We start from the raw sequence: 25,188 nt of genomic DNA, 5'->3' as shown, positions 1-25,188 counted from the left end.
CAAAATGGCGCACCCCGTAGGATATTATTCCCTCTCCCACGACAACGCACTGATTAAAGATATGTGTGAGACATGGGGCGAAGGACTAGAGAAGATGAGCGAATCAGACACGCTCTGGTTAATTGCAAAAATCGCTCATGAAGCATGGCTAGAGTGTGAATCTTCTACCGCTCCTAGCAACGAAGCGGAGTCAGTATTGAAACGACTGCATGAGTTAAAGCAATGGGAGAAGTTTGCACTAATCAGCGCAATGGTGCAGTGAGATGTACAAGAAGCAATTGTATTTAGCCTTAGCTGGAGTCTTAGTCTGCTTCTTGCCTGTAATCATCCCCTTAGTACCCAAATTGGGGGCTTATGCAGAAGCCGAAAGATTAAAAGCCACCGAAGGATTAGAGCGTCAGCGCATAGAAGAACGGGCTAAAACCAGCGATGCGTTATATGAAGCCGGAGTCATGCCCACAACTCGAAAACTGAGAATCACGAATTATTTTGACAGCAGTAAACGCAATCCCAGACCAGACACAACCCTATATCTTGATGACGAGATTGTTGATGTCTTTGATGCTTCTGGGCGCTGCATAGGTCGGATTGAAGAAGGGATTTGGAAATGGAAATACAAAGCTAAAGAGATTTGTAAAAGCGTTCAAAATACCAAACCAGTGAGGAGAAAATAATGGCGTTAGGAACATCTGGTGCAGAAAGTAATAGCACTGGTAACAGTGATGGTAAACCCAAGGGTAAGAAGCGATCGCTTGGTGAAATCATCGATTTTTGCGCCAAGGCTGTTGTAATGATTGTTGGTTTACCTATTAGGGCAGCCGCCGCTATCGTCAATCAGTTTGTTGCTAACGGTGGCGCGGGTCGTGCCTTGGTAGGCGGGATTTTATTTATTGGTGGTTCTGTAATTAGTGCTGATTCAACTTGGCAATTAATCTTTACTGGGCCCCCGGTTTGTCCTTGGTTTGAGCCGGCTTGGAATTGGCTAAATGTGCCGTTTGCACTGTTCAATCCTTTGTTTTACTTGGCATTTATGGTTTCTGTGGGTGTTCAAGTAATCGAAGCCCATGCCCTACGCGGTAAGAACCCAGATTCAGCACGACGGGAACTTCAAGACCACATGGTTTATGAGCTTGAAACAAAGCCTAGTGGCAAGATTGACTTAGTAGGCCAGTTGTGGCAAGACTACAAGACCGCAGGTACACGCGATCGCTCTAGTGCAGGGCTGGTTGTGATTGCGGTTTGGACATTCGATATTGTCACCACCTTTGCGGCTCGTAACCCATTCGACTACACAGCCCCGTTGATGATATTGGGCTGCACCTTATTCAACATTGGGACAATGATGGTAGGTGAAATTGGGTTTGCCATCTGGCGGTTGACGAAAGATTAAAGTGAGTGCCGCTCAACAACTCTCTACATTGAGCGGCACTCACTACTCAACGAGGTATTTGTTTTATGCAAAGTAACAATATCCCAAAAATTACAACCAAGGAAACGGAACACTTACGCGAAACATATCCGGCCTTATCCCATTTGGAGGCAGGAAATGTTTCTGAATGGTTGCAAGAGCGCAAGGATCAATTATTTGAAATGGCCCGAGTTTCTGAGAATGAAGCAGACATGACCCGTGTACTTGGCTTGATGGCATCTGGGATAGGAGCAGTTTGTTATGCGGTCAACCCACTGGCTATAGTTGGTGGTTTAATTGGCGGTGCTGCATGGCTATGGTTTGTTGTCGAACACTCGAACCGCACCAAAGAAATTGCCCCCTTGCCTTTTGTGCGTGGTAATTTTGTAGATGCTCTAACTCGTGCTGGGGATTACGATGCTAGGAGCAATTATCAAGCGGATCATCTTGCTAATACCGTTAAATTTCTAGAACGACAATCAGCAGAAGAATACGCTTTTCTTCATGCTGAGTTTGAAAATATCGGGCAGTATTTAACCCAAGTTGAGCCAGGAAAACGTTTTTATGCTTATCGCTGGATGTTTGGCTGGTTTGGCAAGCTTAAGTGTTGCGGCTCGCAAACATAAACGCTCCGGCTTGCAAACAAGAAAATTCTTGGCTCACATTAGTTGCAAATCAGATTGGACTTCGGCTCACATTAATTGCAAACAGACTCATTATTATTTGCAATGGGCTTGCAATCATCCGACTTGGCTCACATTAATTGCAAATAAGCCGAATGCCTGCTCAGCAACTGTTGGATAGAGCAATATAAAATCCTTTGGGCGTTGCTATCTCTCCTTTATCCCTTGAGTAATGCAAGCTTGTCTTTCACTTGCTGTCGGCTACTTTGAGTGTACCGAACCGTGGTTTGAATAGCTGGAGTTCCCTTTTTGGTGATATGACCAAGATAATAAGCAACCTCCTCCAAAGTCCATCCTGCTTCACGCGCTCGGTGAGCGAAATCATGACGCAGATCATGAAAAGTTACATCATGGATGAGTTCCCACTCAGAAACAGTTGCTTGTGCTTTAATGTTTTTCCACCAGCGATGAATGCCGGCTTCGGTCAGCCTCTCATTGCGCTGAGAGGTAAAAGTGTAATCACTCTCAGTATCTCGCCCGCCGTGATGAATATATTCATACATTGGTTTTCGGACAGCGTTAATTAGATCAATATCTCGCGCCTTACCACCCTTGTAACCAACGTGCAACCAGCCAACTTTGGGGCCAATATGGGTATGCTCTATCCGTAGCCAGGAAACATCACTCACGCGACAACCAGCCCAGTACCCCAATGCAAACACAGCCATGCTACGTGGATGACCATCTTTTTCGATCAGGTTGCGTAAAATATAACGTTGGTCAGGAGTCAATTGTCTGGGGGCTAAAAGTGGCTGGGCTGGAATGTTTAATCCTCTGGTGGGGTTGCGACGTAAAATTCCCTTCTCCTCAATGAGCCAACGGGCAAAACCACTGACAGCAGATTTAACCCGTGCTTGGTGAGCAATGCTGTAACCTGACGTATCTAGATAGGCGAGATAAATTTCCATCGCCGTTTTGGTCAACTGTTCGGGTTGAAAATCTCCTCCACTCCCAGGATGTTCTACAATCCAAAGAAGAAGCTGCCTAATGATACGCATATAGGCATCAATAGTGCTATGCGTTTTACCTTTTAGGAACGCCTCATACTCTATGAGTAGTGCTTCGGCTTCAGATAAGTAAAGTGTATCCACAGCACCAAACTTCCTTCAAAAATTTCTGTGGTGAGTTTTCAAGCCTCATTTGAAGCTAATCTATCTCAAATTGTTATACTTTTTCACCTAACTGGCAACAGAATGTAATTTCTGTGGTCAGTTTTCTGCTACAAACTTAAAGATAAGGACAGTACATGAGGCGAACATACAGGCGAGCATGATCCGCAAGAAAATTCCAGCAGAAGCTTTAACCAACTTGCGTCATCGACTTGATATGTTACCAAGCCGTTGCCAAGAACGTCGGCAACTCATGGAAGAAACAGCTTCATTGTATGGAGTGTCTATTGATACTCTATATCGTGCTTTGCGTAACTCATCACGCCCCAAATCGATCAACCGTTCAGATAGCGGGACACCTCGAAAGCTATCACAGGCGGAAATGGAACTTTACTGTGAAGTCATTGCAGCAACGAAAATCCGCACTTGCAACAAGAAAGGGCGGCACGTCTCCACTGCACGGGCGATTGAACTTTTAGAAGATTTCGGGATGAACACCCCACAAGGTTTTATCAAACCACCCAAGGGGTTGTTAACTAAAGCCACTGTCAACCGTTATTTGAAAACATGGGGCTACGACCATCTCACAATGACTCGTCAACCGCCTGCGGTACGTTTTCAAGCAACTCACAGTAATGAATGTTGGCATTTCGACCTTAGCCCGTCCGATTTAAAACACGTAAAGCAGCCCTTATGGGTGGAAACGGGTAAAGGGAATCCGCTATTGATGCTTTATAGTGTCGTTGATGACCGCAGTGGTGTGTGTTACCAGGAATACCATTGTGTTTATGGAGAGGATGTAACAGCAGCGTTGCGCTTCCTATTTAATGCAATGACGGCTTCCACCTCGGATGGATGCCCCTTCCAGGGAATTCCTGAGATGATCTATACGGACAACGGGCCAATTGCCAAAAGCCATGTATTTCAAAATGTGATGGACTGCCTGGGAATCAAGCTTGCTAGCCATCTGCCTGCGGGTAAAGATGGGAGAAGGGTAACGGCTCGCTCCAAAGGAAAAGTGGAAAGACCGTTCCGGACAGTCAAAGAAGCCCATGAGACTCTGTATCATTTTCACGAACCAGAAAACGAAGTTGAGGCTAACCTATGGCTACGGCAGTATCTGCTAAATTATAACGACCAAAAACACCGTACAGAAGCGCACTCACGCTTAGAGGATTGGTTGCGAAATCTGCCAAAAAGCGGAATCAGGCAGATGTGTAGTTGGGAACGATTTTGTACTTTTGCCCGCGAACCGCAACGAAGGAAAGTGGATGCAACAGCCAGAGTATCAGTTGAGGGCGTGGCTTATGAAGTAAACCCAGACTTAGCAGGCGAAACTGTGGTGCTGTGGTGGGGTCTTTTTGATAACGAATTATATGTAGAGAAAGGCGACCAACGCTATGGCCCATTTTACCCAGTTGATGGGCCTATCCCCTTGCATCGCTATCGCAAACACAAGAAAACTAAAACCGAAGAACGGGCAGACCGGATTGCAGATTTAGCTCTTAAGCTGGGCTTGCCACGAACTGCCTTGGATAAAAACGCGGATCTGCAATTTTTGGTGGATAAGTACAAGGAAATTGAGCCAACTGTCACACCTTTTAAAGACCCAGACCCGTTCCAAGAATTTACTTATCCCACTGTATTATTCGCTAAACTGGCGATTTCAGATTATCTCGCTAAACCTTTGGCGAAATTATCCACTGAACAAATTGCCTTTATTGATGGGCTGCTAGCTGAGACTTTGAATAAAAAAGTGATTATTGAACGAGTACGGCAGTATTTCCACTCGAACAAAGGAGGGCAGCAAAATGCTCACTGAAGTAATGGAACACTTTCGTTTGGTCAAGGAATTTCCCAAGGCTGGTTACTACGAAACAGACCATCAAAAGCAAATGTTCAAAGACATTAAAGCTGCCATCCATTCAGGGAAACTGATTGCCATAACGGGAATTATTGGGTGTGGCAAGACGACTACTTTACGACGCTTGTTTGATGTTTTGGAGAAAGAAGGTAAGATTCTAGTCTCGAAGTCCCTTTCTGTAGATAAAGAACGGGCGACACTGCCAACACTTATTGCTGCTTTATTCTACGATTTATCCACAGATAAGGAAATTAAAATCCCTAAAGACGGTGAAAAACGGGAACGGGAACTACGCGACCTGATTAGAAAAGGTAAAAAGTCAGTAGCACTGTTTGTTGATGAGGCTCATGACCTTCATTACAGTACCCTGACGGGACTCAAACGTTTAATCGAAGTAGTTGAAGACGGTGGTGGCACACTTTCAGTGGTGCTGGCTGGTCATCCCAAACTGAAAAATGATCTGCGCCGTCCGACTATGGAAGAAATCGGTTATCGAGCAACAGTCTTCTCCTTGGAAGGCATTGTTGGCAATCAGCGAGAATATATTGAATGGCTAGTATCTGAATGCACTATCTCTGATACTCCAATTGGTGAAATATTGGAGGCGGAAGCTATTGAATTACTTGCCACGCGGCTCTTGACACCACTACAAATTGAGCAACATTTGACACTAGCTTTGGAGGCGGCGTACCGAGTCGCGGTCAAACCTGTGACTACGGTGATTGTGGAGTCAGTTCTGTCAAAGCAAATTGACGATTTGGAACCCACTCTCACAAGGCATGGCTATGACGTGAGGGGCTTGGCGGAACAGTTCAATGCCAAGCCGGCTGAAATTAAATCGCTGTTTCGCGGACAACTTGATCCCACTCGTGCGCGTGAATTACAAGAGCAAATGCTAGCTGCGGGGTTGCCACTTTAATTATTGGTCATATTTAGTACATTAAATCTTTTTCATCTCGATACTCTTGCAGACAAGCATACCCACCGCTTTATCTGCATCTGGCTTATTTGCAATTAATTTGAGCCAAGTCGGATGATTGCAAGCCCGTTGCAAATAATAATGAGTCTGTTTGCAATTAATGTGAGCCGAAGTGTAATCTTATTTGCAATTAATGTGAGCCGAAGTGTAATCTTATTTGCAATTAATGTGAGCCAACAATTTTCTTGTTTGCAAGCCGGAGCGTTTATGTTTGCGAGCCGCAACAAGTAACAATATCCCAAAAATTACAACTAAAGAAACTGAACATTTGCGCGAATCATATCCTAGCTTGTCTCACTTGGAAGCCGGAAATATCGCCCAATGGCTGCAAGAGAGAAAAGAGCAATTGTTTGAAATGGCCAGAGTTTCTGAGAACGAAGCAGACATGACCCGTGTACTTGGCTTGCTGGCTTCTGGGATCGGAGCGGTTTGTTATGCTGTCAATCCAATGGCACTGGTTGGTGGTTTAATTGGCGGTGCAGCTTGGTTATGGTTTGTAGTGGAACATTCCAATAGAACCAAAGAGATTGCCCCCTTACCCTTTGTACGTGGCAACTTTATAGACGCTCTAGCTCGTGCTGGTGACTATGATAATCGAAGCAATTATCAAGCGGATCATCTTGCTAATACCGTTAAATTTCTAGAGCGACAATCAGCAGAAGAGTACGCCTTTCTTCATGCTGAGTTTGAAAATATTGGGCAGTATTTAACCCAAGTTGAACCAGGAAAACGTTTTTATGCTTATCGCTGGATGTTTGGCTGGTTTGGCAAGCTTAAGGGTCGTCAGCTACCGACTTATCAAAGTATGGCTCTCCATTTACAGGATGTGACGATTGACAGCCGGGTGAATCTGTCGGAGATAAGTGCTATCGCACAAGCTCAAACCCAGTTACCACCGACTGTAGATATTAAGCAATTTCAATCACCACAGATAGATATTCGGGACACTCGCCAAACTTCGGAACTTTCTAAACCGGAGGAGTTACAGTCATCAGCTAATGGGCTTTCACCAGAGACTATAACTCATCTCCCTCTGGCGAATAGAGCAAACGCACTCATCGCAGCTTTAACGAAAAGTGGTTTTCAAATAGAAGACATGATGAGTTCCCAGGTGATAGCGATCGCTGGCACTCAGCGAGGTGGTAAGGGAACCTTAGCAGCAATCTTGGCAATATTATCTCTAGCTTTAGATTCGGGATTAAACACCCAATACTTTACAGCCGGTGTGGATGTTTACCCCTTTAGTTGCAATCTGATTTCTGCTCTTAAATACCCTGAAAAAGATGCAGACGGCTCAGATAAACTAGTTGCCCGTGACTTGCTTAAATTTCTTAAAGGCTTAGATGCAAGTGAACCTTACTCCCACAAAAACTTACTGTTAGTCATTGATGAGGCGATGCGGTTGCTGTCCCTACTTGATGAGAGCGATCGCACTTGGGCTATCCAATATTTACTTTCTCGCTTCGCCAAGTGTGGCGGTACATTAATCATTGTGTTGCATGGCTCCAACTTAACTTCTGTGGTTGGCAAGGCGACAGCAGGACTAGCAGACACCTTTAAGCAATCGGTTAACTTCATTGGTTGTGTAGCTCAGTCTGTCAGCGCTGGCGGATTGCGAAAGATTAATGTAGCCAGTGGCGAATATTTCAAAGCCAACCCTAATAACTTTGCCGAACCTGTTAACGGTGGCAATCTCGGCATGATTCCAGACTGGCTAAAGATAGAGTTACACCCTGGAAATGGTCAACCAGATCCAGCTAGAACATTACTCAAATTTTTCCCGGAACTGGTGCAGCATCACCAGCCAGCAGTTATGCCCAGAGGGGAGAAAATTGCACCATCAGACGCAGTTAATCAGCTTGAGTCTATTTTCTCAAAGCCTACCCAAGAGCTTGAAATTGCAGAGGTAGAATTCGTCAGTATTTCTGAGGCTGATAAGGAGCAGATTTTAAACATTGTCACTTCAGCCGTTACAACACCAGTCAGCTTTGCTGCGATTAGAAATAGCCGAAAGTGGGGCGAAGAAAAACCTAGTGTTCGCTATTTAAGGAGTGCCATTGCACAACTTATAGAATCCAAGCAATTGAAGGGTAGCGAGAAGTTAGGGTTTACTGCTTTTTAATCTTACTGCAATCTCAAAAAGCCGTTCGGAAAGCACTTAGTTCAAAAACATCAAGACATCAAAACCCTGAAATCCTAGTAATGGATCTAAATTTATGCACCCAATTGAGTTTAAGAAAAAGTGGCAGTTAACCTACGACGAGCTTGCACTTGTTTTAGGTTATCAAAGTGATTATACTGTCCGTTCTTGGAACATGAATGGAAGGCACAAACGCAACCCTCAACAAGTTGTCTATGTCGCTTGTCGCCTTCTAGATGAGAAGTGGTCAACTCAAGGTAAACTCGTGGATTCTTACCTCTGATTATTTCTATTATTGGGGCAAATATTACGTTAAGCCTTTGCCCCAATCGCTATATCTTGCCCTTCATCTTCGATTTCGGTCAGTCCCCAAACGCTTTTCTACCCGTTGTAGCTTGGCATTACTATAATCTGTACGCTGCAAAATTGCTCTTAAATAGATGTCGATATCGTTCGAGATATTTACCGGAATAAATTGATTGAACCCAAGGAAAATCAACAAAGTAAATAATGCACTAAACAACCCCATCGTCCCATATTTACTTATGGGTTCAGAGCGATAAACCTCTTTCTCTATGGTGATGGGTTTGGGGGGAGGGCTGTTCTTCAAATCCTGAATCGCTGTAGTTAAGTTCTGCGTGTGAATCAACAACTTGCCCCAGTTCTCCTTCAACTGCAATACTTCGGTCTTTAGCCCTTTGAACTCTAAGTTCTCTAATGTTGCTGTTGACTTGGGCATATTCTTTAACTGCGTCATCAAGGGAGTTAATTCTTGCCTCAAATTCTCGTTGCTCTGCTCGTACTCGTGAGAGGAGAGATTCTGATTCTTCAATTCCCCCGTCAGCATCTCGATTGTCACCATCGCTTTGCTGAGGAGTTGATTCTGAATTAAATTCGTTTGCGCCCATGCTTGTAACTCTGCCCTATCCCTTTCGCGTTCAGTTTTCTGTGACTGCTTAAAACTTTCAAACTCTCTATATAATCTGCCTAGTGCCGTCTTGATCTCACCCTGTTCACTGCTCTCTGTTGAATTGGCAGTTTCAGAGTAAGGATTGCTGTGATTGCCGTTGCCATTATTGTTGTTGCTCATTAGTTTTATTTTGACCCCGACGAGAAGTAGACGCAGTAACTTTTGGCTGTTTTGAAGTTGAGGTGTTCGACTCAGGAGCAACCAGAGCAAGAGGTTGCTGCAACCCCAAATAAGCCCCAGCTTTTTCAAGCTCTGGTTTCGCCTGATCTAAAAATCCACTCACTAGCAGGTAATCTCCAAAGGGAAATCCGTTCTCTTCAGTCGCAGCCGAGTAAGGCAGACCTTTTTCTGTCAACGTGTCAAAGGTTGAGTAGTCTAGCTCTGGCATTTCTATTTCTATACCTTTAAGTTCTGCTATAGCTGCCGACGTTTTACTATTCTCCCAGCGCTGAAAACCTGAACCTTTATCCCAACAGAGATTTTTTACCACCACATAATCAGCTTTATCACTACAGAATTCCGCCATAGTTTTTAAGCTGGTTATTACCGAGTACCCAAGGTTAAGCACAGTCACCAGCGTTACCCGATAACCCAAATCTCCTGCAATCTTGAATAGCCCAAATTTACTAATAATCTCCCTGGTTTTATTGCTTGATGCCCCCGGCATATCTACTATTATTGAGTCCGGTGATTCCGCTTTAATTTCCGTAAAGAAGCGTTTCGCCTCTGCTACCTCCAGGAAATTCAACAGCCTTACCCCATGACCAAAGTTTTGATAGTATTCATACAACTCTGGATTCTCTGTATCTGCGTCATAAGCTAAATAATTAATTCCTTTATTGTGCATTACATCCAGTAGCAAGCGAGTAAAGGCAGTCTTACCTGTACCGCCCTTGCCCCCCAGTATCATCACGATGCGTTTCATATTTCACTCCTATCAGTGATGTTAAATTGGGCAGAAGTCTTAGGTGTTGTTTTATTTCGTTTACTAGTTTTAGTTGATGATGAGCCGGATGGTTCACTGCTATCAATTGGTGAACTATCTGGCTCTACTGGTAAAACCGAGTCATTATTTGAGGTTGAGGAATCAGTTAATTCTGGCTCGGAGTCAGAATTAACTGATTCCTCAACCGCTTTATCTGATGATGAATTACTCGAACTATTCTCCGTTAAAGTTGTTGCTTTTTTATGAAAACTCTTCAGACCACTGGCCGCTAGTTCTACCCCATGACCTTTAAAGACATCAGAAACATCTTCATAAGAGTAGCCAGCGTCTAACATATCTTGAATAGGTTTAGCCAAACTGAGAACTAAATCTGACAGGCTGATAGTTTTAGGAGTCGCCGCTTTTTGTTTGAGACTGGTTTGAATATCTTCTATTTTTGATAAAGGGACAGCTTTCGGTTTGCGCGACATATTCAGCATTAGTAAGAAATTACTCCATTGTAAAAAAGTCGTGGTCAGAAAAAGTTTAAGTTTCTTGTCGTGATGTGACGAATATCAACAAAAAAGGGTTTGTATCCTCGTGAGGTAGACTAGTTTAAAAAAGCAGTTATCCATGAATCAGCACTCTGACATCAAAGGGTGTTGGCAGCATTGTTAAACAGACCCTGCCCTCGGTTACACCGAGGAAATTGCACAGAGTCAATTGTGGTGAGCCAAAGTCTCTTACTCCCCCAGTCTCCGGTTGTGCCCCCTGGTTCTGGTTTACCCTAGCCCGTCGTGAGGGGTAGGCAAGCAATACGCCGTAACGCACTACGTGCTACTTTACCCTCCGGGTAAAGCGGCGTGGTTGCTTGTTGGGGGTGTCCCCCAAACCCCCTTTTAACAGGTCTATTAAAGGGGTAGATGAGTCAACAAGAGGTTCCGGGTTATTCGCCTACCTGCTCGGCGCAAAGCGCCGTAGCAGCTACAGCGAATAACCCGGTGAAAAAATGAATAAGTAGCGACTGTCTTAAAAGTCAAGCGATCGTTAACAAAAAAACGTGGGTTGGAGCATTGACGCAACAGAGGAACGCTGCGCTAGATTCGGCGGTGTCTGGTACGGGCTAGAAGACTTATGGCTTGTAGTCTAGATAGTCAAAGCCCGCACCAGACACTCCGCTTCGCCGCCGAATCTTCCTCGGTTGCTGGATTTCTCGTGTAGGCAAAAACAGCATGAAAAATTTACCCCAGTTATAGGGGAGCATCAATGCGGATGCCGTACATTGCTGGCTCTGGGCATCAAGCAAAGTATAAAAAGGTTGACTTGTGATTAAACATTGACAATTGGTTTAAAGTTGTCAGTTAGACACCAAGGCAAATTATCTCGAACCATTGCATTTAAAATGACTAACATCTTATGAACGCAAGCAGTTAGGGCCAATTTTTTGGATTTACCACGTTCGACAAGGCGCTGATAAAAGGCTTTGATAACGGGATTATGACGCATAGCAACCACAGCACCCATATAAAGAGTCGCTCGAACATGGGCACGACCACCATTAATCATCCGCTTACCTTTGTGTTGACCACTATCATGATTGATCGGTGCAACACCAACTAAACGAGAGATTTGTTTGGCAGTTAATTGACCGAGTTCTGGTAAGTCAGAAACGAGGGTAGTAGAAATAACTTGACCAATACCAGGAGTAGTTTTGAGTAAATTGACTTTATCAATCCATTGTTGATTATTTTGCGTCAATTCCTGAATTTGTTGATTGAGCTGTTTGAGACGCTCTTCAAGATATTCAATATGAGCCTCAATATCTGCTAATGCTTTACCACGGGCACGCGCCCGACGATTTTTCTCAGCAGTCTGCATCTCGACTAACTGTCTTCTGCGACTAATTAATTCGCCCAGTTGACGCGCTGTTTCAGATTCAATTGCTAACACCTGGGGTTTCATTGCTTCCCCAAAGTGTGCCAAAATTTGTGCATCAATAGCATCAGTTTTTGCCAACCGACCTGTGGCTTTCGCAAAATCTCTTCCAAGGCGTGGATTAATTAATGCTACTGGTAAAAGTGCTGCCTGCAATTGGATAATAAGTTCTGTTTCTAATCCTCCTGTTGCTTCTAACACAATCAGATTTAAATCAAATGATTTGAGTTGTTCTACTAGATGAGATATTTCTACTTCTGTATTAGCAACTTTCAATGCTTTACCCATTGGACGGATATAAACATCGAGAGTTGCTTTACTCACATCAATGCCTACCCATTGAGAAATATTTTCCATATTTCACTCTCAACTAATTTCTGTACCCTGTTTTGAATTCATCCCCTTGATTTAACTCATCCTTGCCCGATACGGACTGTATACTTTAAATATCAGCGTTTAAAGCTTTGACCCCGGCGACTGTTCGAGTTCTGTCAAAGAGATTGTTGTAGTGACCCATGCTACGAAGCGGTCTATTATGACCAAGGTTGGGACGGTCTACTACTATTTCTAAGATACAAGGTAAATGAACTCCTAACTAGTTATGCAGCCAGACCCCCGTACCAATCTTAGTAATCAACTAGCTGACACATTAACCAATCGGTCAGTAGCACCAGATGAGAAACGAGAAGTAACCATCACGTTTAGGGCTAGCTATGCCGAGAAAGCTAGACTAGAACAACGGTGCAGTGGAGTGGTGCAAAGCGACTATATTAGAGCGAGATTATTTGACTACCCTTTACCACATCCTAAGTTAGTCATACCCGAAGTGAACCGACAGGCTATCTACGAGTTAAAGAAGATTGGTAATAACCTGAATCAGCAGACTAGGGCTATCAACGAAGCTGTGAAAATTGGTAGCCAACCGTTGACTAACGAGGTCAAATCATATCTGAAAACTCTTGAAGAACTGACAACACTTTTAGAGCATACTCGCCAATCACTCACTCAACCTACGGTAGAGGGACAGCGCAATGATTACCAAAGTCAAGGCTAACAAATCATTTCGTGGCACTACGAAATATGTGCTTGAGAAAGAGAAAGCCAAAATCATTGGCGGGAATATGTACGGTCAAAGTACCAATGAACTTGTAGAGCAGTTTACCTTATCAGCCCATCTTAACCCGCAGCTAAAAGACCCATGCTACCACTTAATGCTTAGTGTACCGAAAAGTGATAGAACGCTAAATGATGACAAATTAGCTAATCTGTCTCAACGTCACTTGGCATCTGTCATTGTACTGTCGCGGCTTCAAGGTGATGAATCCCAAGTCAAACAACCAGATAAAAGGATAGCTAACACCAAACTCAAACAGCTAGTTGATGAATTTATTGAGACAGAACTACCAGCCTATGACTTCTTCATAGCGCGGCACTCTGATAAAGAACACGACCACACCCATATCGTTGCATCTAGAGTTAATAACCTAGATGGTAAATCCATACGTACTTGGAATAATTACGCCCATTCGGAACACTCCGCTCGACTACTAGAGCGAGAATTTCAGCTAACCCCAGTACAAAGCAGTTGGGAAAGTAAACAGAAAGCTATGACTCGTAATCAGCTTGAACGGGTCGAACGCGATGGACTTCCAGGCGAAGAAATAATGCGCCGAGCGATTGAGCAAGTGGCAGCAGATAAACCCACAATGCCCCAGCTAATTGAGCGCTTATGGAGAGAGCATCAAGTTAAATCTATCGTCAGTTATTACGGTCACGGTGGGGTAAGGGGTATCAAGTTTGGTATTGATATTGGCTCATTTAATGAAGATGGTAGCCCTCGCCTGCTCTGGAAACAGGGAGGTAATCTCAATAAATATAAGTGTTCCTTTACAAAGCTCCAGTCTGAATTGGGGATAAACTACGACCCTAAACGTGATGATAGCGAAATTAACCACTTAAATAATTTCTTAGAATCTGTAGATAATAACCAAGTTAATCAACAAATAATATCAACCATCTTCCCGAAAAAAAGCTCAAGCTATAGCCGAAACTAAACACCAGCTAAACCAAGCTAAATCAGATGCAGGGCAACGAGCCATTTCAGAACTAATAAATACAATCTCTGACTTTATTGAACAGTCAGCAGTTGATGATGCCTTGATTGAAACGTTGCCACAATTAGCAGAACAACTCTCTCAATATCGGCAGCAGAGCGAAGCAGGTAGAACCGCATTCGACGAGCTATCATCGGCGATTACTCAAGAGTTACAATCCCATACAGAGAAGAAAGCTATCTTATCAATTTCTGATTATATTGAGCAATCAAGTGTCGAGTCAGCCTTAACTGAAACAGTATTAAAACTAACACAACAACTTTCTCAAAATCAGCAGCAGCTATCAGCCGGAAGAACCATATTCGATGACCTGGAAGCAGCGATTGTTTATTTGGAGCAACTCCATAGATCACAAAAACCAGTGGATGCAGTTGCTCTTAACAAAGCTCAAACTCTAGCCGCAGATAAACCAAAACTAACCCCGAATCAAACAGCCGAGTTATATAAGTATTACAGCGCCGACTTGGAAAACTTATTAGTGACTGACCGAGATAAAGAAATTGCTATACGGGCGCTATTAGATGATAAGCCAATCCAAGATGTTGAAGAAATTATCTTTGCTAGTCCAGCCGGATGGACACAAGATGAAGCTAGAGAATTGGTACTTATTGCTAGCAACCAACTGGCAACTCAAAAGTCAGAACCAGAACAGTCATTCGATGAAAAGCAGCGTCAAGAAGAGGAATTCTTAGCCGTAGCAGTGCCTATTGCTGTTGAGTTAATCAACTGGCAATTAAGAGAAAGTGGTGAGAATAGCCTTAGATTCAAACGTGCCACTCTGGAGAAACAGGGTAAAGAATTGGTATTTACCCATGATGAACGAGGTGAGATTTTTCGGGTGGTAGTCAACCGAAACCAGTCGGGTGAGCTTGAGTATTCACCCATTCATGTCGGTGAAGTAGAACTAGAAGATATTCAGCTTTGGCAAAAAGCAGAGCGTGTATTGCAACTAATAATAGAATCAGAACAGCAACAAGAACTTAGACAAAATAAAGGTATATCTCTCTAGGTAATAGGTGTAGCGACCTGCAATTATAAATTCCTCAACCTGCAATTATCACTATTTTCAGCCAGAATTAAATGCAACTATAATTTCATTTGAAGCAGGATTAAGGGTCTTGGCAAATTTTGGTAATCTTGGTTAGGGCAAGGTAGAAGCCAGACGGCAGAAGGAAGGAAAAATTCCCAAAATTGAAGCAGTGCAAGAATTATAGAAAATCTGCATCACAAAAAAGCCTTCTTGCGATCGCCCGTCTTAGTCACAAGTCCTACGCTCGGATAACAAAACGTCTTAAAACCTTCTGCCATCTGCTATCTGCCTTAAAGTGCGTAACCTTTCATCATCACCAAAATCTGACAAGAACCATAATGTGGTTTCATTTGCAGATAATGTGGTTTTGAGACCCCTCTTATTTGCAGTTTCATGTCCCGATGTTTGCAGTTCGCTACAGCTAACGACTTGATGAGCCACTTTCAATACTGCGATCGCCAGGAATAAAACTGTACCAATTGAAGTCTCTGAAATTTAGGAGCTTGAAAGCCTTGCTGCACCAAATAGCCTATAGGTTAATTGGTACATTGAGAATTGCTAAAATAGATCGATTGACAGAATGCTTGCCTAGTAAGGGTTGCAGCCTTAGCGTAACTATCTGTACGATTGCTCATTTGACCCCGATACTCACGAGCGATAATGTAAAGAAAAGTAAATTGTTTCTTTAACTGCATAAAACCCTAACTAAGCTCTGATAAGTTCTCAACAGTTCAAATCGGACAAGTCTATTCACTCACTTAAATTTGGAGAATATTATGGACTTTCTCTAGCAACGGGGTTCACTCCTGCCTGTCTAATCAGTGTTGTAAGCTAAAAACAGCCTCTACCAACAGTAAAAAGTTAGTGATAGTCAACTCGTCTCCCCATCACCCACATGGGTGGCCACCGGGTATCCGATACCGTTAGCGAATCTACTAAGTGTTTTTAAATACAAGTATTATTTAAGCTCAAACCTTCAATCTGTTATTGCGTCTTTTAGTTGTAATACTTTTGTTTATGCCTTTGTAACACTTCCGCCAACAGTATCGGAGGTAGAGTCGAGGGGAATGTTGCTATTCCCCTCGACTCTACCTCTCTCGGTGGCTACCCCACATGACATTTCAGTAATGCAAAACGAATAATTGTGGAATGTGAGCTAAATAAATGTTGTGATTTGAACGATAATTTAGCCAAACGGTCACGAAATACTTCAGAAGCACTTAGGACAAGATATACTTCATACTTGAGACATGAGTTGTAAGAATGATAATCGTATAGTTAGGGGGAGACAAGGGTGAGCAAGGCTCACCCTTGTCTCATTAATAAAGAGAATGGGAAGAAGCTGCCGACGGCAGCTTCTTCCCCCACCCAATGATTATCATTCTTATGTCGTTGACTGCGATTCATGCCCAACAGTGTCTCGCTTGGGTTTGCGTTGCCCAACCCGTGTGCCTGACTTTTTCTCGCGGCTCTTATCTGTTTGCTGTTGCGTCTCCTGGGTTATCATCTGAAGGTCAGCACTGGAATTACTAAGTGGTGTATCAGTAATTTCAAGTGTTTGAGTAGATGTAGTTTTTTTGCGAGTCTGCTTCTTTTTTGGGGCTGGCTCTACAGGGATCTCGTTTGCTGTTGTGGTCGTGAATTCTTGTGGTGCAGGTACGTTTGGCTTTTTCCGAGTCCGCTTTGTTTTAGGTGGTGACTCTGTTTGCGATGAAGTGATTTCACTACCGACCAACGGAGTTTCAGGAGGGACTGCATTAGTCGGTACATCCGTTGAACCCATTCCTATTTGTAGCAAATGCCATAAGTGTTCGCGACGGCTCTCCATATAGCTAAGTTTTTCTTCGCCCTCAGTTGCTTCTATTGCCATACGTTCGCACTGCGCTAGCGTTAGGGTATGTTCGTGTAATTGTTTTAAAGTTAAAGCTTGATTTCCATCATCTAATGCCGCCGCCACAGTTCGGATGAGCCAGTCTTTTAGTACTCCAAGACAGCCAATAGAATGTTCATAGAAGTAAAGCCAATGCTGCATTAATTCGGGAATATTAATATCAAGAGGTACTTGCTTCAAAAGAGCCAATAAAGCGGCTTGAAAATCCAAACGGTCTTGTTCATTTTGGTACAAATAGCGCGGAAAGTGGATATCTAGACCGCGCCGAGATGCTTGACCACTTAAATTGCGGAAATTTAACAGTTCGTAAGTACCAATCAGGATGTGTAAAACACCCGTAACATTCGTCATGGATTTAATCCAATCCAACTGGTCTAAAAGCTTGCCAGCATTACTTCCAGTCCCAATCTTCATTAAATGTTGCGCTTCATCAAGGATAACCGCACGTACACCACGTTTGGTCATCGCTTCTTCTAATGCGTGGCGCAGTTCTGGAGAATCATTAAACTGGGAAGCTTTGCTACTACGTCCACGCCCTTTTTTCTCCCATGCCTCCGATGTATCAATGTCTACAATGCTACGACGCTCGTAGAATGGCTCATTCAAAAGCTTCAGCGCAGTCCGGTAATAGTCAGTTCGATTAAACACCCCACTGTCAGGTGGACGTGTCTCTATCAGTAAAAGAGGTAATTGAGGTACATAACCGTTGCGGTAGCTTGAGGAATTCTTTGCTAAATCCTCACTGTGAGGAGCATTTAAACGTCGGGCAATTTGCCGTATCATCGTCGTCTTGCCCACACCACTTGGCCCATACACCAACACATGAGCAAATCCAGCAGGTTCTCGAATCGCACGCATGAGCAGCATATCTACCCGTGCTAACTGTGGATGTAAAACTGCATACTCCTTAAATTGAGTAAGTAAGTTGATGTCATCGCTCCTGTTCCTGTTTAAATCCATCTATTTGTATTCCGCTAATATTGGCAGTGAACTTAGATCCAACGGTTCAACGTTTCGAGATGATACGTGCTGCGATGCAACATCTTCACTCTGTTGTGCCAATACAGCCAACCTTTCCTTTACTTGGTTTACTGATGAGTCTGAAGAATTACTAGACGTTAAATTCTCTAGTAAGCGTTTACTTTCCAAATCACGCAATCTTTGCAGCAACAAGGCTTCATGTTCTTGGACATTGGCAATGAAGTCAGCTAAATGTTTAGCGTTCAAATTTGTCGCCGTGGCGCTACGTTTGTTCAATTGCCTAATTTCTTGTGCCGCTAACAACACTTCTTTTTCAGTGCGTCCAACGAAAGTACTGTAATACTGAGAGATACATCTCACCCAACGCCCATCAACATAGGCGTAAGCAACTCCCATATCAAAAGGGTCGTAGCGTACTGGTACTAATGTTTTTTCTACATTTGGATTGCGGAAAGCATCACTCCAATAGTAGAGATAATTGACTTTAATCCCATATCCCGGCTGAACTTTCGCTTGACCTTTAGGGGTGGAAGGACGTGTTGCCATGAAGAACTCTTCGTTATAAGCAATACTTCGGTGCAACCGTTCTCCTGCAATTGACAACCCTTCGTTATAAACAACGCCTGGAGAGGCACCTAATGAGTCGTGATGATTTGAGTCGTAAATGGAGTAAGCCCACTGGGTCAGGTAAGTATATAAATCTCCCAAATTCCAAACAGCTAACTGTTTTGGGTCAACAGTTTTGGTGAGTTGGCGGGGCTGTTTACTTGCTTGGGTATTACCTAGTAGGTTATAGATAAATTCAGTATTTGTCGTCCCAAATAATCGTTCAATTACTGACCCAAAGCGGGGTTTGCCACCAGGTCTTGTTTTCTTGGTGCAGTGGTAACGTGCCAGCAAGGTGTCAAAGTATATACTGTGGAATTCTTTGCCACCATCTACAACCAATGTTGAGGGAAAACGACCTTGGCGCTGGACTAAAATACGTAGCCCCATCATGCAAGACCTGTAAGAAGGTGCATCAAAAGTCAGATAAACTGCCAAGATTCGCCGGGAATAGGCATCGGTCAGTAATGTTAGCCAAGGTCGCCCAAGTAGCCGACCTGTAGCAAGTGAGCGTAATTCAATATCGAGTTCGGTATGGTCAATATGGACTATCTCCAGAGGCCGGTTTCCGTGAGGACGTGTATTTAAAGCTAGTTCCCATACAAAAGGCTCTGTTGCGTATGCGGCTTTTGCTCCCTGACGCTTTAATGTCTGCTCATGAGTTGGGCGCTTTTTTAAACGCTGGTAGAAAGTGCGGTTACTAAGGGGTTGTATATTTAATGCTGTACAGGTTCTGACATACGCCCGATATACTGAAGCGCCTGTCGCTTGTCTTGGTGTTTCAAAATGCTCTTTAATAAATTTATCTAATAATTCACTTGAATCTGTGGGCGATTTTGGTTGACGATTCCCTTGCTGATGTGTCCGTGGTAGTAACCCAACATAACCGCAACCTAAACTTGCTTCTGCTTCACGGAACTGTTGTACCCATCTACGCAAGGTACGCTCTTTGATGTCTTGATAGATATCTGTATGGCGCTGAAAATATGCCTGTACTATATTAAATTTTCGGTTCGCTTCTTTTAAGTGAACAGGAGAAGCGGCCTCCATTAAAGTACGTACTGTTTCATTTATAGTTGCATCTGTAACTCCGTTATGGATTTTAATGGTGCCACTGTCGAATAACTGGAGAAAAAATGCTGTGGGTAACTGTATTGGGAAGCCTGACTCTGGTAATAGCGTGGTTGTGGTCTCGCCATAGTTTACTAAAGTCCATAGCGCCGAATCCCACTCAAGGGCTGTGTTAGGTAGCAGTGTTGTGAGACTATTGGGAGCGTTCTTTGTAGTCACTCCTACAACAGATACGTGTGTATAAGCGTCATGAGTTTGTTGACTTACCCATAATCGTGTCCGCCAATGTTCAACTAAGGGGACAGCAAACAAATCCACGTACAGAAGCTCAGTTGCAATCATGATGTATATGTCATTGGCACATACATCATTTAATTCTTGTAGCAATGCCGCAATCGTTATTCCTGGATTTGCTTCCAGGTAAGCCAGAACTATCGAGTGTACATTTGTTGTCAAATTTGATTTAAATCCTAGGTAATCCGACAAAAACATTAAGTTCTGGGTAAAAACGGGATTCAATTCGGCATCAGTACGAACGCAGTATTTTAGACCAAATTGTGATGCGTGGGCTTCTCCTGGTGGGCAACGCCAATGACCGGATGCTGTTTTTTGATAACGCCCAGGATATTTTTGTGCTAATTTCTCTACTTCCTTAACTGTTTTCCACTCCTCCCAGCACGCACCATCATGACGTAATACAAAAAAGTCAGGGGTATGATAGTGACCGATATTACGCCCTGCTTGATTTTTGTACTGGATTTTGAATGGTGGTGGCTGGTCGTAGAACTCTAAAACTTTGGGGTCGTGTTCCATCAGGTAAATCGCCCATAATTCCACTGTATGGCTCTCGAATTGAATTGTGACCCCCATTTTAGAACTAGGATACACGCCACAAACGTTCTTGGTTCGTCCTTGTACCCGACGTGAGGGTGGGGATTTCCTGAGGAGTGCAATCAAATCAATGGTGTGGGTTGCTAGTTGCTGTTGCCTACACCAATCTTCAAACTCGAATTCGTTCATTTGAGCCTCACCTCCTTGGCGTGACCTATGTGATACAGGGAATTCACAAACTTCATAACAGTCTTCTCAAAACACCAAGAAGACGCGAATTGAATCATATCTTAGTCACTTTGAACCATATTTTGTCATCTAAGTTGTACCTATTAGTCATTTTTAGAGAATTATTCGGGAGAAGTTTTCGGTTTTTAGTTGTGACAACTCTAGGCTTTATTATGATTCACAATCAGGACACGCGGACACAATCTTATGCAAAGTTTTATGTTCTGTTTAGGCTATAACCCTTGAAATGTCGTTAATTTTTGGTCAGGGTATGATTCACAATTTGGTCATCCAAGGGGTAAAAGCACAAATGTACCCAAATCTATCTACTAGATGGTAATCTATCTACTAGATGGTAATCTATCTACTAGATGGTAATCTATCTACTAGATGGTAATCTATCTACTAAGTGTTCTGAGACGGAAAAATATTGATGGACAGAGTGTTTATCTAGTAAAACTTCCAGCAAGTGCGTAACTCTCTGTACGATTGTTCATTTCATTTATCTACCTACTAGATGGTAATTTACCTACTAGATGGGGCTGAGTCTGTAAGCATTTTCTCAATGGAATTAAAAATGTATGGAGGTAATGAAGAGGATGTTCCATGCTCATTGCAAAACCTTTAGAAGTAGCTACTATAAAAAGCTTAGTTATCAGGAAATAACTTGCTTCTAAAGCTTTGCTGTTCTAGTAACAGTATTTCTGAATCAAAAAACATTTTTTTAGTATTTAGGAGATTTTAATGATTACACGCGATGATTTCTGGACGATTGCAGATGATGCTCGATTGGAAACTGAATATGTGGCTGATGAGAAGCTACATTATTTACAAAATGCCTCATTGGAGACTCTACAGAGCATATGCCTCCAATATCGGTATTTTACTAAAGACTTCCCTGACAATCTTGGTGTTTTAGTTTCAAAACTTCCCTACGGCAAAATGAAAAGCTTGATAGCAAAAATCTTAGCCGAAGAATTGGGAGAAGGGAATGACAAGCATACACACCTAAGACTATTTGATGATTTCCTTCTTAGTATTAGTATTAGTGAGGATGTATTTGAAAGTTCAATAAATCAGGAAAATGTTACTTTGCTTAATGAGATTAAGCAGCTAACTCTAAATGAGTCACCAGCGTATGCTATTGGTTTGTGCGGTATGGGAGGAGAGTGCCTTTGCCAGATTTATCTGGCTAATATGCATAAAAATCTCATTAAGAATCCTTACATTAAAGATAATAAAAAAAGCATTGATTGGGAATTCTGGAATTTCCATGTAGGTGATGCTGATGTTATTCATCGTCAACTAGTCAGGGAGGCGATTAATGAAGTAGCAGATGCTGATCCTTCTTGCGTGAGTGATCTAGCTGCTGGTTACCAGAAAGCTAAACATAATTGGGACACATTCTGGAGTAATGTTTACAGAGCATCTGTACCTAAATTACAGGAAACAATCTCCGTCTCTAAAATTTAATATGTGCTGCGTTTGTCAATAGAATTTGAGATGGTATCACCCTACAATATTGAGTGAGATTTTATACATCAGACTCAACTCAACTATAGATTTTTAGGGCATTTGGAATTGATGTGCGTAACATTATGCACATCAATTATTTAAAATTATGAATTGAGTTTTTTTACACGGTTTTAACAAGATAAATTTATAGTTTAATTTATATTTAAACCTATCCGAATATTCTATTCTTTCGTCATTTATTGTCATTAAATATGAATTACTAAAAATTGGTTATATTTGGAAAATCTTCCTATTTAGATAGTTTAGACTTGCTGAAAAAAGTCAGATATTAAACTTGTCACTAATCAATTTTAATGGGAGCATCTTTTGAAAATAATCCTGGCTCTCCTGCCCTTAGGAGTTTCTATTTTTACGTTAGTTGTGCTACAGCGAGATGGCAAACAGGCTGGAATAGCTACATTGATGACTACTATTGTTCTAACATTTATTTTTCCGCCCTTTCACTTACTTCCCAGACAATTACTAATTGCTTTAGGGCAGGGGTTATCTGCTTCTTTATTGATTTTCTATCTGTTGCTTCCTAGTTTGCTGCTTTACCATCTGTTGCAAGCTACAGGTGGTATGAATATTCTAGGGTGGGGTATTACTCGCTTAGTTCCTAATAGGGATCTACAGGTTTTACTGTTAGTAATGGGGTTAGCTCCTTTTGCAGAGTCAGTTAGTGGATTTGGAGTAGGTACTATCTTGGTGATTCCGATCTTTGTTGCACTTGAATTTGGCTTAGGTCACTCAGCTATACTAGGCATCTTGGGTCAAATGGCTGTACCTTGGGGTGGATTAGGGATAGGTACAGCTCTTGGAGCAGAGCTAGCTAAATTAGATCCAGGTAAATTGGGAGCTTACACAGCTCTATTAACAGCTCCTCTACCCATGCTTTATGGTCTAGTGGCACTATCAGTGAGTGGTGGTAAAAAGTCTTTACAGCGGCGGTGGCCAGTCGCTGTTATTGTGGGTGGTGTATTAACTACCAGTCTGTACGTGTTCAGTTTTATTCCAGGTATTGAACTTGCAGGGTTACTTGCCAGTGTCATAGCTATGTCTGTTATAGTAGCCTGGGGACAGATAGAAGTTTATCAGCGACAAGGAAAAGTTATATTATATGCTATTACTGGTAGTCAATCAAAAAAGACCTCTGGCATTAACTTAAATATTGAGTTTACTGGACGAAAAGTCAGCAGTTCTGAACTGTCTCTTTGTCGAGTAATGGCACCCTACATAATTCTGACAGCGTTTCTACTATTCTCCCGTCTGATCGTACCCATTAAGGTATGGCTTCAGAGCCACTGTGTCTTATCAATTCCTATCGTCAATCTACATTTGCCTCTACTATATAATCCTGGCTTCAGCTTACTGATTACAGTCTTTGCTACTATTAAAATACTAGGTATTGGGGTATTAGAATTCCGAATTGCGGCAGTGCGAGCTTGGCGACAGTTTATACCAGGAGCATTAGCTATTGCTTGTTTTCTTATAGCCTCTCAAATTATGCAAATCAGCAGAATGACAGAAACTATAGGTATCGCAACAGTAATGCTTGGTGATAGCTATAAGTGGGTAGCGCCTTGGCTAGCTGCTCTAGGCGGGTGGGTTACTGGTTCTAATACAGGTAGTAACGCTCTTTTCTCCCAATTACACTTAGCGGTAAGTACTCAGTCTGGACTCCAATTGGATTGGCTAATGGCTGCCCAGAATGCGGCTAGTAGTCATGCAACAATGATTGCACCTACTCGCACTATTCTCGCTGCCACTGCTGTAGGGCTTCACAGAGGTGAAGCATTCTTACTCAGGAGGATGAGTCCACTAGTTATAGCAGCAGTAACAGTAACTATGATACTCTCAATCTTAGCTACTAGATAAATATTAATGGCAGCAATTACTTCACAATAATGATCTAGAGTGCTTTGAGGAATTACATACGTTATTCCACAATCACTTATAGCAGGGTAATTTAAGGGGTAAAAGCACATTAATTTCTTGACGGACGCAGGTCAAACTACCGATGTTTGGGGGTCGCTAGACCTAGCGCTTTAAGAAGCCTCTGCACAATTGAACAAAAGCGTGGTAAGCCTTCATGAGTCCGAGCCAGTAGCATCGCCCCTTCAAGTCCTGATAGTAAAAGCCAGGCATCGTTTTGTTCAGACCTTTTGTCCAGCCTGTCAATGTCTGCTATTTCAAGTTTTTTAAGCGATTTAATGACGTTTGCTAACCATTCTTCATTCTCTAAAAAGAATTCTTGTACCTCCTGGCTAACATCTTTAGGCAACGTAGTAAATTCTGCTGCTAACATACCACACATGCAAATGTTGTTACTTTCTTCAAGAACATTATGATACATTTGTACATACATCTCAATTTGATGATAAGGGTCATTAGTTTGTCGCTCAATATGCCTTAACTTTTGGCGGAAGTTCTCACGGTAGCGAGCTACGGTACTCTTTGCAAGATAGCTCTTATTTGGAAAATGATAGTGAATTGTTGCTTTGCGAATACCAACACGCGCAGCGATGTCTGCATAACTGAAGCCATTGTAACCATAGTTCTGTATTAACTCCTTAGCTACAGTCATTATTTGTTCATATGTATTAGTCTCTTCCATTAAAATTTCTTTCATTGTTATTCTTGATTCGCTCAATTTTAGTGTAATAAACAAAAAACAGTTGATTGACTGACCAAAGTTCTGTCCTAAGGCAGGGGAAGAATTTTAACTGTTCAACATCCTAGCTATTGACCATTCATGCCAATTTAAGGTCAAACACCATTTCTAAATAAGTAATAGTACTTAAAATATTGCTGAAAAATAAGGTCAGAAACACAATTTTTAATCAGGCTTTGAGGCACAGACATGTAACATACAATACTACACTTTTCCTATCTATCTTTAGTATTT

Annotated in this window: 22 protein-coding genes; 13 read left to right on the top strand and 9 right to left on the bottom strand. The window is 42.5% G+C overall.

The features are described 5' to 3' along the window. Positions 1 to 4 precede the first annotated feature (4 nt). The 4 genes from GJB62_RS35515 to GJB62_RS35500 all read left to right on the top strand — a co-directional run bounded on the left by GJB62_RS35515 (position 5) and on the right by GJB62_RS35500 (position 2,034). The gene (locus GJB62_RS35515) at positions 5 to 262 is read left to right on the top strand and encodes a hypothetical protein (protein WP_114085434.1); all 258 of its coding nucleotides are present in this window, start codon (positions 5 to 7) and stop codon (positions 260 to 262) included. Between the two features lies 1 nt (position 263). Next, positions 264 to 674, top strand: a complete 411-nt coding sequence (locus GJB62_RS35510) for a hypothetical protein (RefSeq protein ID WP_114085435.1) — start codon at positions 264 to 266, stop codon at positions 672 to 674. Continuing rightward, complete coding sequence (locus GJB62_RS35505) at positions 674 to 1,390, top strand: hypothetical protein (protein WP_114085436.1); 717 nt, start codon at positions 674 to 676, stop codon at positions 1,388 to 1,390. Before GJB62_RS35510 ends, GJB62_RS35505 begins: the two co-directional genes overlap by 1 nt. 65 nt (positions 1,391 to 1,455) lie before the next feature. Beyond that, positions 1,456 to 2,034, top strand: coding sequence for a hypothetical protein (locus GJB62_RS35500; RefSeq protein ID WP_245246347.1), 579 nt, complete (start codon positions 1,456 to 1,458; stop codon positions 2,032 to 2,034). A gap of 215 nt (positions 2,035 to 2,249) precedes the next feature. Here the strand turns inward: GJB62_RS35500 and GJB62_RS35495 are convergent, their stop codons facing one another. Then, positions 2,250 to 3,182 (bottom strand): tyrosine-type recombinase/integrase, encoded by a 933-nt coding sequence (locus GJB62_RS35495; RefSeq protein WP_220186642.1) that lies wholly within the window; start codon positions 3,180 to 3,182, stop codon positions 2,250 to 2,252. 193 nt (positions 3,183 to 3,375) lie between these two features. Between GJB62_RS35495 and GJB62_RS35490 the strand changes: the two genes are divergently transcribed. From GJB62_RS35490 to GJB62_RS35475, 4 genes are all read left to right on the top strand, one after another. Beyond that, positions 3,376 to 5,022 (top strand): DDE-type integrase/transposase/recombinase, encoded by a 1,647-nt coding sequence (locus GJB62_RS35490; protein ID WP_114081251.1) that lies wholly within the window; start codon positions 3,376 to 3,378, stop codon positions 5,020 to 5,022. Continuing rightward, positions 5,012 to 5,983 carry an AAA family ATPase gene (locus GJB62_RS35485; RefSeq protein ID WP_114081249.1) on the top strand — a complete coding sequence of 324 codons (972 nt, stop codon included), beginning with the start codon at positions 5,012 to 5,014 and terminating at the stop codon, positions 5,981 to 5,983. Before GJB62_RS35490 ends, GJB62_RS35485 begins: the two co-directional genes overlap by 11 nt. Positions 5,984 to 6,254: 271 nt before the next feature. Continuing rightward, positions 6,255 to 8,165 carry a hypothetical protein gene (locus tag GJB62_RS35480; RefSeq protein ID WP_114080989.1) on the top strand — a complete coding sequence of 637 codons (1,911 nt, stop codon included), beginning with the start codon at positions 6,255 to 6,257 and terminating at the stop codon, positions 8,163 to 8,165. A 94-nt stretch (positions 8,166 to 8,259) separates the two neighbouring features. Continuing rightward, on the top strand, positions 8,260 to 8,466 hold the full coding sequence (locus GJB62_RS35475; protein WP_114080988.1) for a hypothetical protein: 207 nt from the start codon (positions 8,260 to 8,262) through the stop codon (positions 8,464 to 8,466). A gap of 63 nt (positions 8,467 to 8,529) precedes the next feature. On the opposite strand, the gene GJB62_RS35470 is transcribed toward GJB62_RS35475, so the two are convergent. The 4 genes from GJB62_RS35470 to GJB62_RS37255 form a co-directional block, all read right to left on the bottom strand. Next, positions 8,530 to 9,273 carry a hypothetical protein gene (locus GJB62_RS35470; RefSeq protein ID WP_114080987.1) on the bottom strand — a complete coding sequence of 248 codons (744 nt, stop codon included), beginning with the start codon at positions 9,271 to 9,273 and terminating at the stop codon, positions 8,530 to 8,532. Continuing rightward, positions 9,257 to 10,078: a hypothetical protein gene (locus GJB62_RS35465; RefSeq protein ID WP_114080986.1), complete on the bottom strand. Its 822-nt coding sequence runs from the start codon at positions 10,076 to 10,078 to the stop codon at positions 9,257 to 9,259. Before GJB62_RS35465 ends, GJB62_RS35470 begins: the two co-directional genes overlap by 17 nt. Beyond that, positions 10,075 to 10,578 carry a hypothetical protein gene (locus GJB62_RS35460; RefSeq protein WP_245246346.1) on the bottom strand — a complete coding sequence of 168 codons (504 nt, stop codon included), beginning with the start codon at positions 10,576 to 10,578 and terminating at the stop codon, positions 10,075 to 10,077. The genes GJB62_RS35465 and GJB62_RS35460 overlap by 4 nt, the downstream gene beginning before the upstream one ends. A gap of 829 nt (positions 10,579 to 11,407) precedes the next feature. Next, positions 11,408 to 12,370 (bottom strand): transposase, encoded by a 963-nt coding sequence (locus tag GJB62_RS37255; protein ID WP_209271447.1) that lies wholly within the window; start codon positions 12,368 to 12,370, stop codon positions 11,408 to 11,410. A 244-nt stretch (positions 12,371 to 12,614) separates the two neighbouring features. On the opposite strand from GJB62_RS37255, the gene mobC reads away from it, so the two are divergent. The 3 genes from mobC (at position 12,615) to GJB62_RS35445 (ending at position 15,136) form a co-directional block, all read left to right on the top strand. Beyond that, the gene (gene mobC / locus GJB62_RS35455; protein ID WP_114085406.1) at positions 12,615 to 13,067 is read left to right on the top strand and encodes a plasmid mobilization relaxosome protein MobC; all 453 of its coding nucleotides are present in this window, start codon (positions 12,615 to 12,617) and stop codon (positions 13,065 to 13,067) included. Beyond that, a complete protein-coding gene (locus tag GJB62_RS35450) occupies positions 13,045 to 14,067 on the top strand; it encodes a relaxase/mobilization nuclease domain-containing protein (RefSeq protein WP_159402696.1) in 1,023 nt (340 codons plus the stop codon). The genes mobC and GJB62_RS35450 overlap by 23 nt, the downstream gene beginning before the upstream one ends. Before the next feature lie 103 nt (positions 14,068 to 14,170). Further along, positions 14,171 to 15,136 (top strand): hypothetical protein, encoded by a 966-nt coding sequence (locus GJB62_RS35445; protein WP_159402695.1) that lies wholly within the window; start codon positions 14,171 to 14,173, stop codon positions 15,134 to 15,136. Between the two features lie 282 nt (positions 15,137 to 15,418). Here GJB62_RS35445 and GJB62_RS35440 read toward each other — a convergent pair whose 3' ends face one another. From GJB62_RS35440 to GJB62_RS35430, 3 genes are all read right to left on the bottom strand, one after another. Next, positions 15,419 to 15,598 carry a hypothetical protein gene (locus GJB62_RS35440; RefSeq protein ID WP_147262576.1) on the bottom strand — a complete coding sequence of 60 codons (180 nt, stop codon included), beginning with the start codon at positions 15,596 to 15,598 and terminating at the stop codon, positions 15,419 to 15,421. Positions 15,599 to 16,541: 943 nt separating this feature from the next. Further along, positions 16,542 to 18,008: an ATP-binding protein gene (locus GJB62_RS35435; protein ID WP_114081118.1), complete on the bottom strand. Its 1,467-nt coding sequence runs from the start codon at positions 18,006 to 18,008 to the stop codon at positions 16,542 to 16,544. Then, the gene (locus tag GJB62_RS35430) at positions 18,009 to 20,726 is read right to left on the bottom strand and encodes a TnsA endonuclease N-terminal domain-containing protein (protein ID WP_114081117.1); all 2,718 of its coding nucleotides are present in this window, start codon (positions 20,724 to 20,726) and stop codon (positions 18,009 to 18,011) included. It lies immediately after the preceding gene. Between the two features lie 783 nt (positions 20,727 to 21,509). On the opposite strand from GJB62_RS35430, the gene GJB62_RS35425 reads away from it, so the two are divergent. Both GJB62_RS35425 and GJB62_RS35420 read left to right on the top strand, forming a co-directional pair. Then, a complete protein-coding gene (locus GJB62_RS35425; RefSeq protein WP_114085408.1) occupies positions 21,510 to 22,238 on the top strand; it encodes an iron-containing redox enzyme family protein in 729 nt (242 codons plus the stop codon). A 369-nt stretch (positions 22,239 to 22,607) separates the two neighbouring features. Next, a complete protein-coding gene (locus tag GJB62_RS35420) occupies positions 22,608 to 24,158 on the top strand; it encodes an L-lactate permease (protein ID WP_114085409.1) in 1,551 nt (516 codons plus the stop codon). Positions 24,159 to 24,294: 136 nt separating this feature from the next. Here the strand turns inward: GJB62_RS35420 and GJB62_RS35415 are convergent, their stop codons facing one another. Continuing rightward, positions 24,295 to 24,912: a TetR/AcrR family transcriptional regulator gene (locus tag GJB62_RS35415; protein WP_114085410.1), complete on the bottom strand. Its 618-nt coding sequence runs from the start codon at positions 24,910 to 24,912 to the stop codon at positions 24,295 to 24,297. Positions 24,913 to 25,188 lie beyond the last annotated feature (276 nt).

The sequence above is a fragment of the Nostoc sp. ATCC 53789 genome (assembly GCF_009873495.1).
Taxonomy (GTDB): domain Bacteria; phylum Cyanobacteriota; class Cyanobacteriia; order Cyanobacteriales; family Nostocaceae; genus Nostoc; species Nostoc muscorum_A.
Note: the sequence above shows the minus strand (reverse complement) of the source record. Positions and strands in the feature narration are given on the sequence as shown.

Bases quoted from the DNA above. Each gene is read 5' to 3' on its own strand.
- GJB62_RS35515 (WP_114085434.1), top strand. From the start codon at position 5: ATGGCGCACCCCGTAGGATATTATTCCCTCTCCCACGACAACGCACTG.
- GJB62_RS35510 (WP_114085435.1), top strand. From the start codon at position 264: ATGTACAAGAAGCAATTGTATTTAGCCTTAGCTGGAGTCTTAGTCTGC.
- GJB62_RS35505 (WP_114085436.1), top strand. From the start codon at position 674: ATGGCGTTAGGAACATCTGGTGCAGAAAGTAATAGCACTGGTAACAGT.
- GJB62_RS35500 (WP_245246347.1), top strand. From the start codon at position 1,456: ATGCAAAGTAACAATATCCCAAAAATTACAACCAAGGAAACGGAACAC.
- GJB62_RS35485 (WP_114081249.1), top strand. From the start codon at position 5,012: ATGCTCACTGAAGTAATGGAACACTTTCGTTTGGTCAAGGAATTTCCC.
- GJB62_RS35475 (WP_114080988.1), top strand. From the start codon at position 8,260: ATGCACCCAATTGAGTTTAAGAAAAAGTGGCAGTTAACCTACGACGAG.
- GJB62_RS35470 (WP_114080987.1), bottom strand. From the start codon at position 9,273: ATGAGCAACAACAATAATGGCAACGGCAATCACAGCAATCCTTACTCT.
- GJB62_RS35465 (WP_114080986.1), bottom strand. From the start codon at position 10,078: ATGAAACGCATCGTGATGATACTGGGGGGCAAGGGCGGTACAGGTAAG.
- GJB62_RS35460 (WP_245246346.1), bottom strand. From the start codon at position 10,578: ATGCTGAATATGTCGCGCAAACCGAAAGCTGTCCCTTTATCAAAAATA.
- GJB62_RS37255 (WP_209271447.1), bottom strand. From the start codon at position 12,370: ATGGAAAATATTTCTCAATGGGTAGGCATTGATGTGAGTAAAGCAACT.
- mobC (WP_114085406.1), top strand. From the start codon at position 12,615: ATGCAGCCAGACCCCCGTACCAATCTTAGTAATCAACTAGCTGACACA.
- GJB62_RS35450 (WP_159402696.1), top strand. From the start codon at position 13,045: ATGATTACCAAAGTCAAGGCTAACAAATCATTTCGTGGCACTACGAAA.
- GJB62_RS35435 (WP_114081118.1), bottom strand. From the start codon at position 18,008: ATGGATTTAAACAGGAACAGGAGCGATGACATCAACTTACTTACTCAA.
- GJB62_RS35430 (WP_114081117.1), bottom strand. From the start codon at position 20,726: ATGAACGAATTCGAGTTTGAAGATTGGTGTAGGCAACAGCAACTAGCA.
- GJB62_RS35425 (WP_114085408.1), top strand. From the start codon at position 21,510: ATGATTACACGCGATGATTTCTGGACGATTGCAGATGATGCTCGATTG.
- GJB62_RS35415 (WP_114085410.1), bottom strand. From the start codon at position 24,912: ATGAAAGAAATTTTAATGGAAGAGACTAATACATATGAACAAATAATG.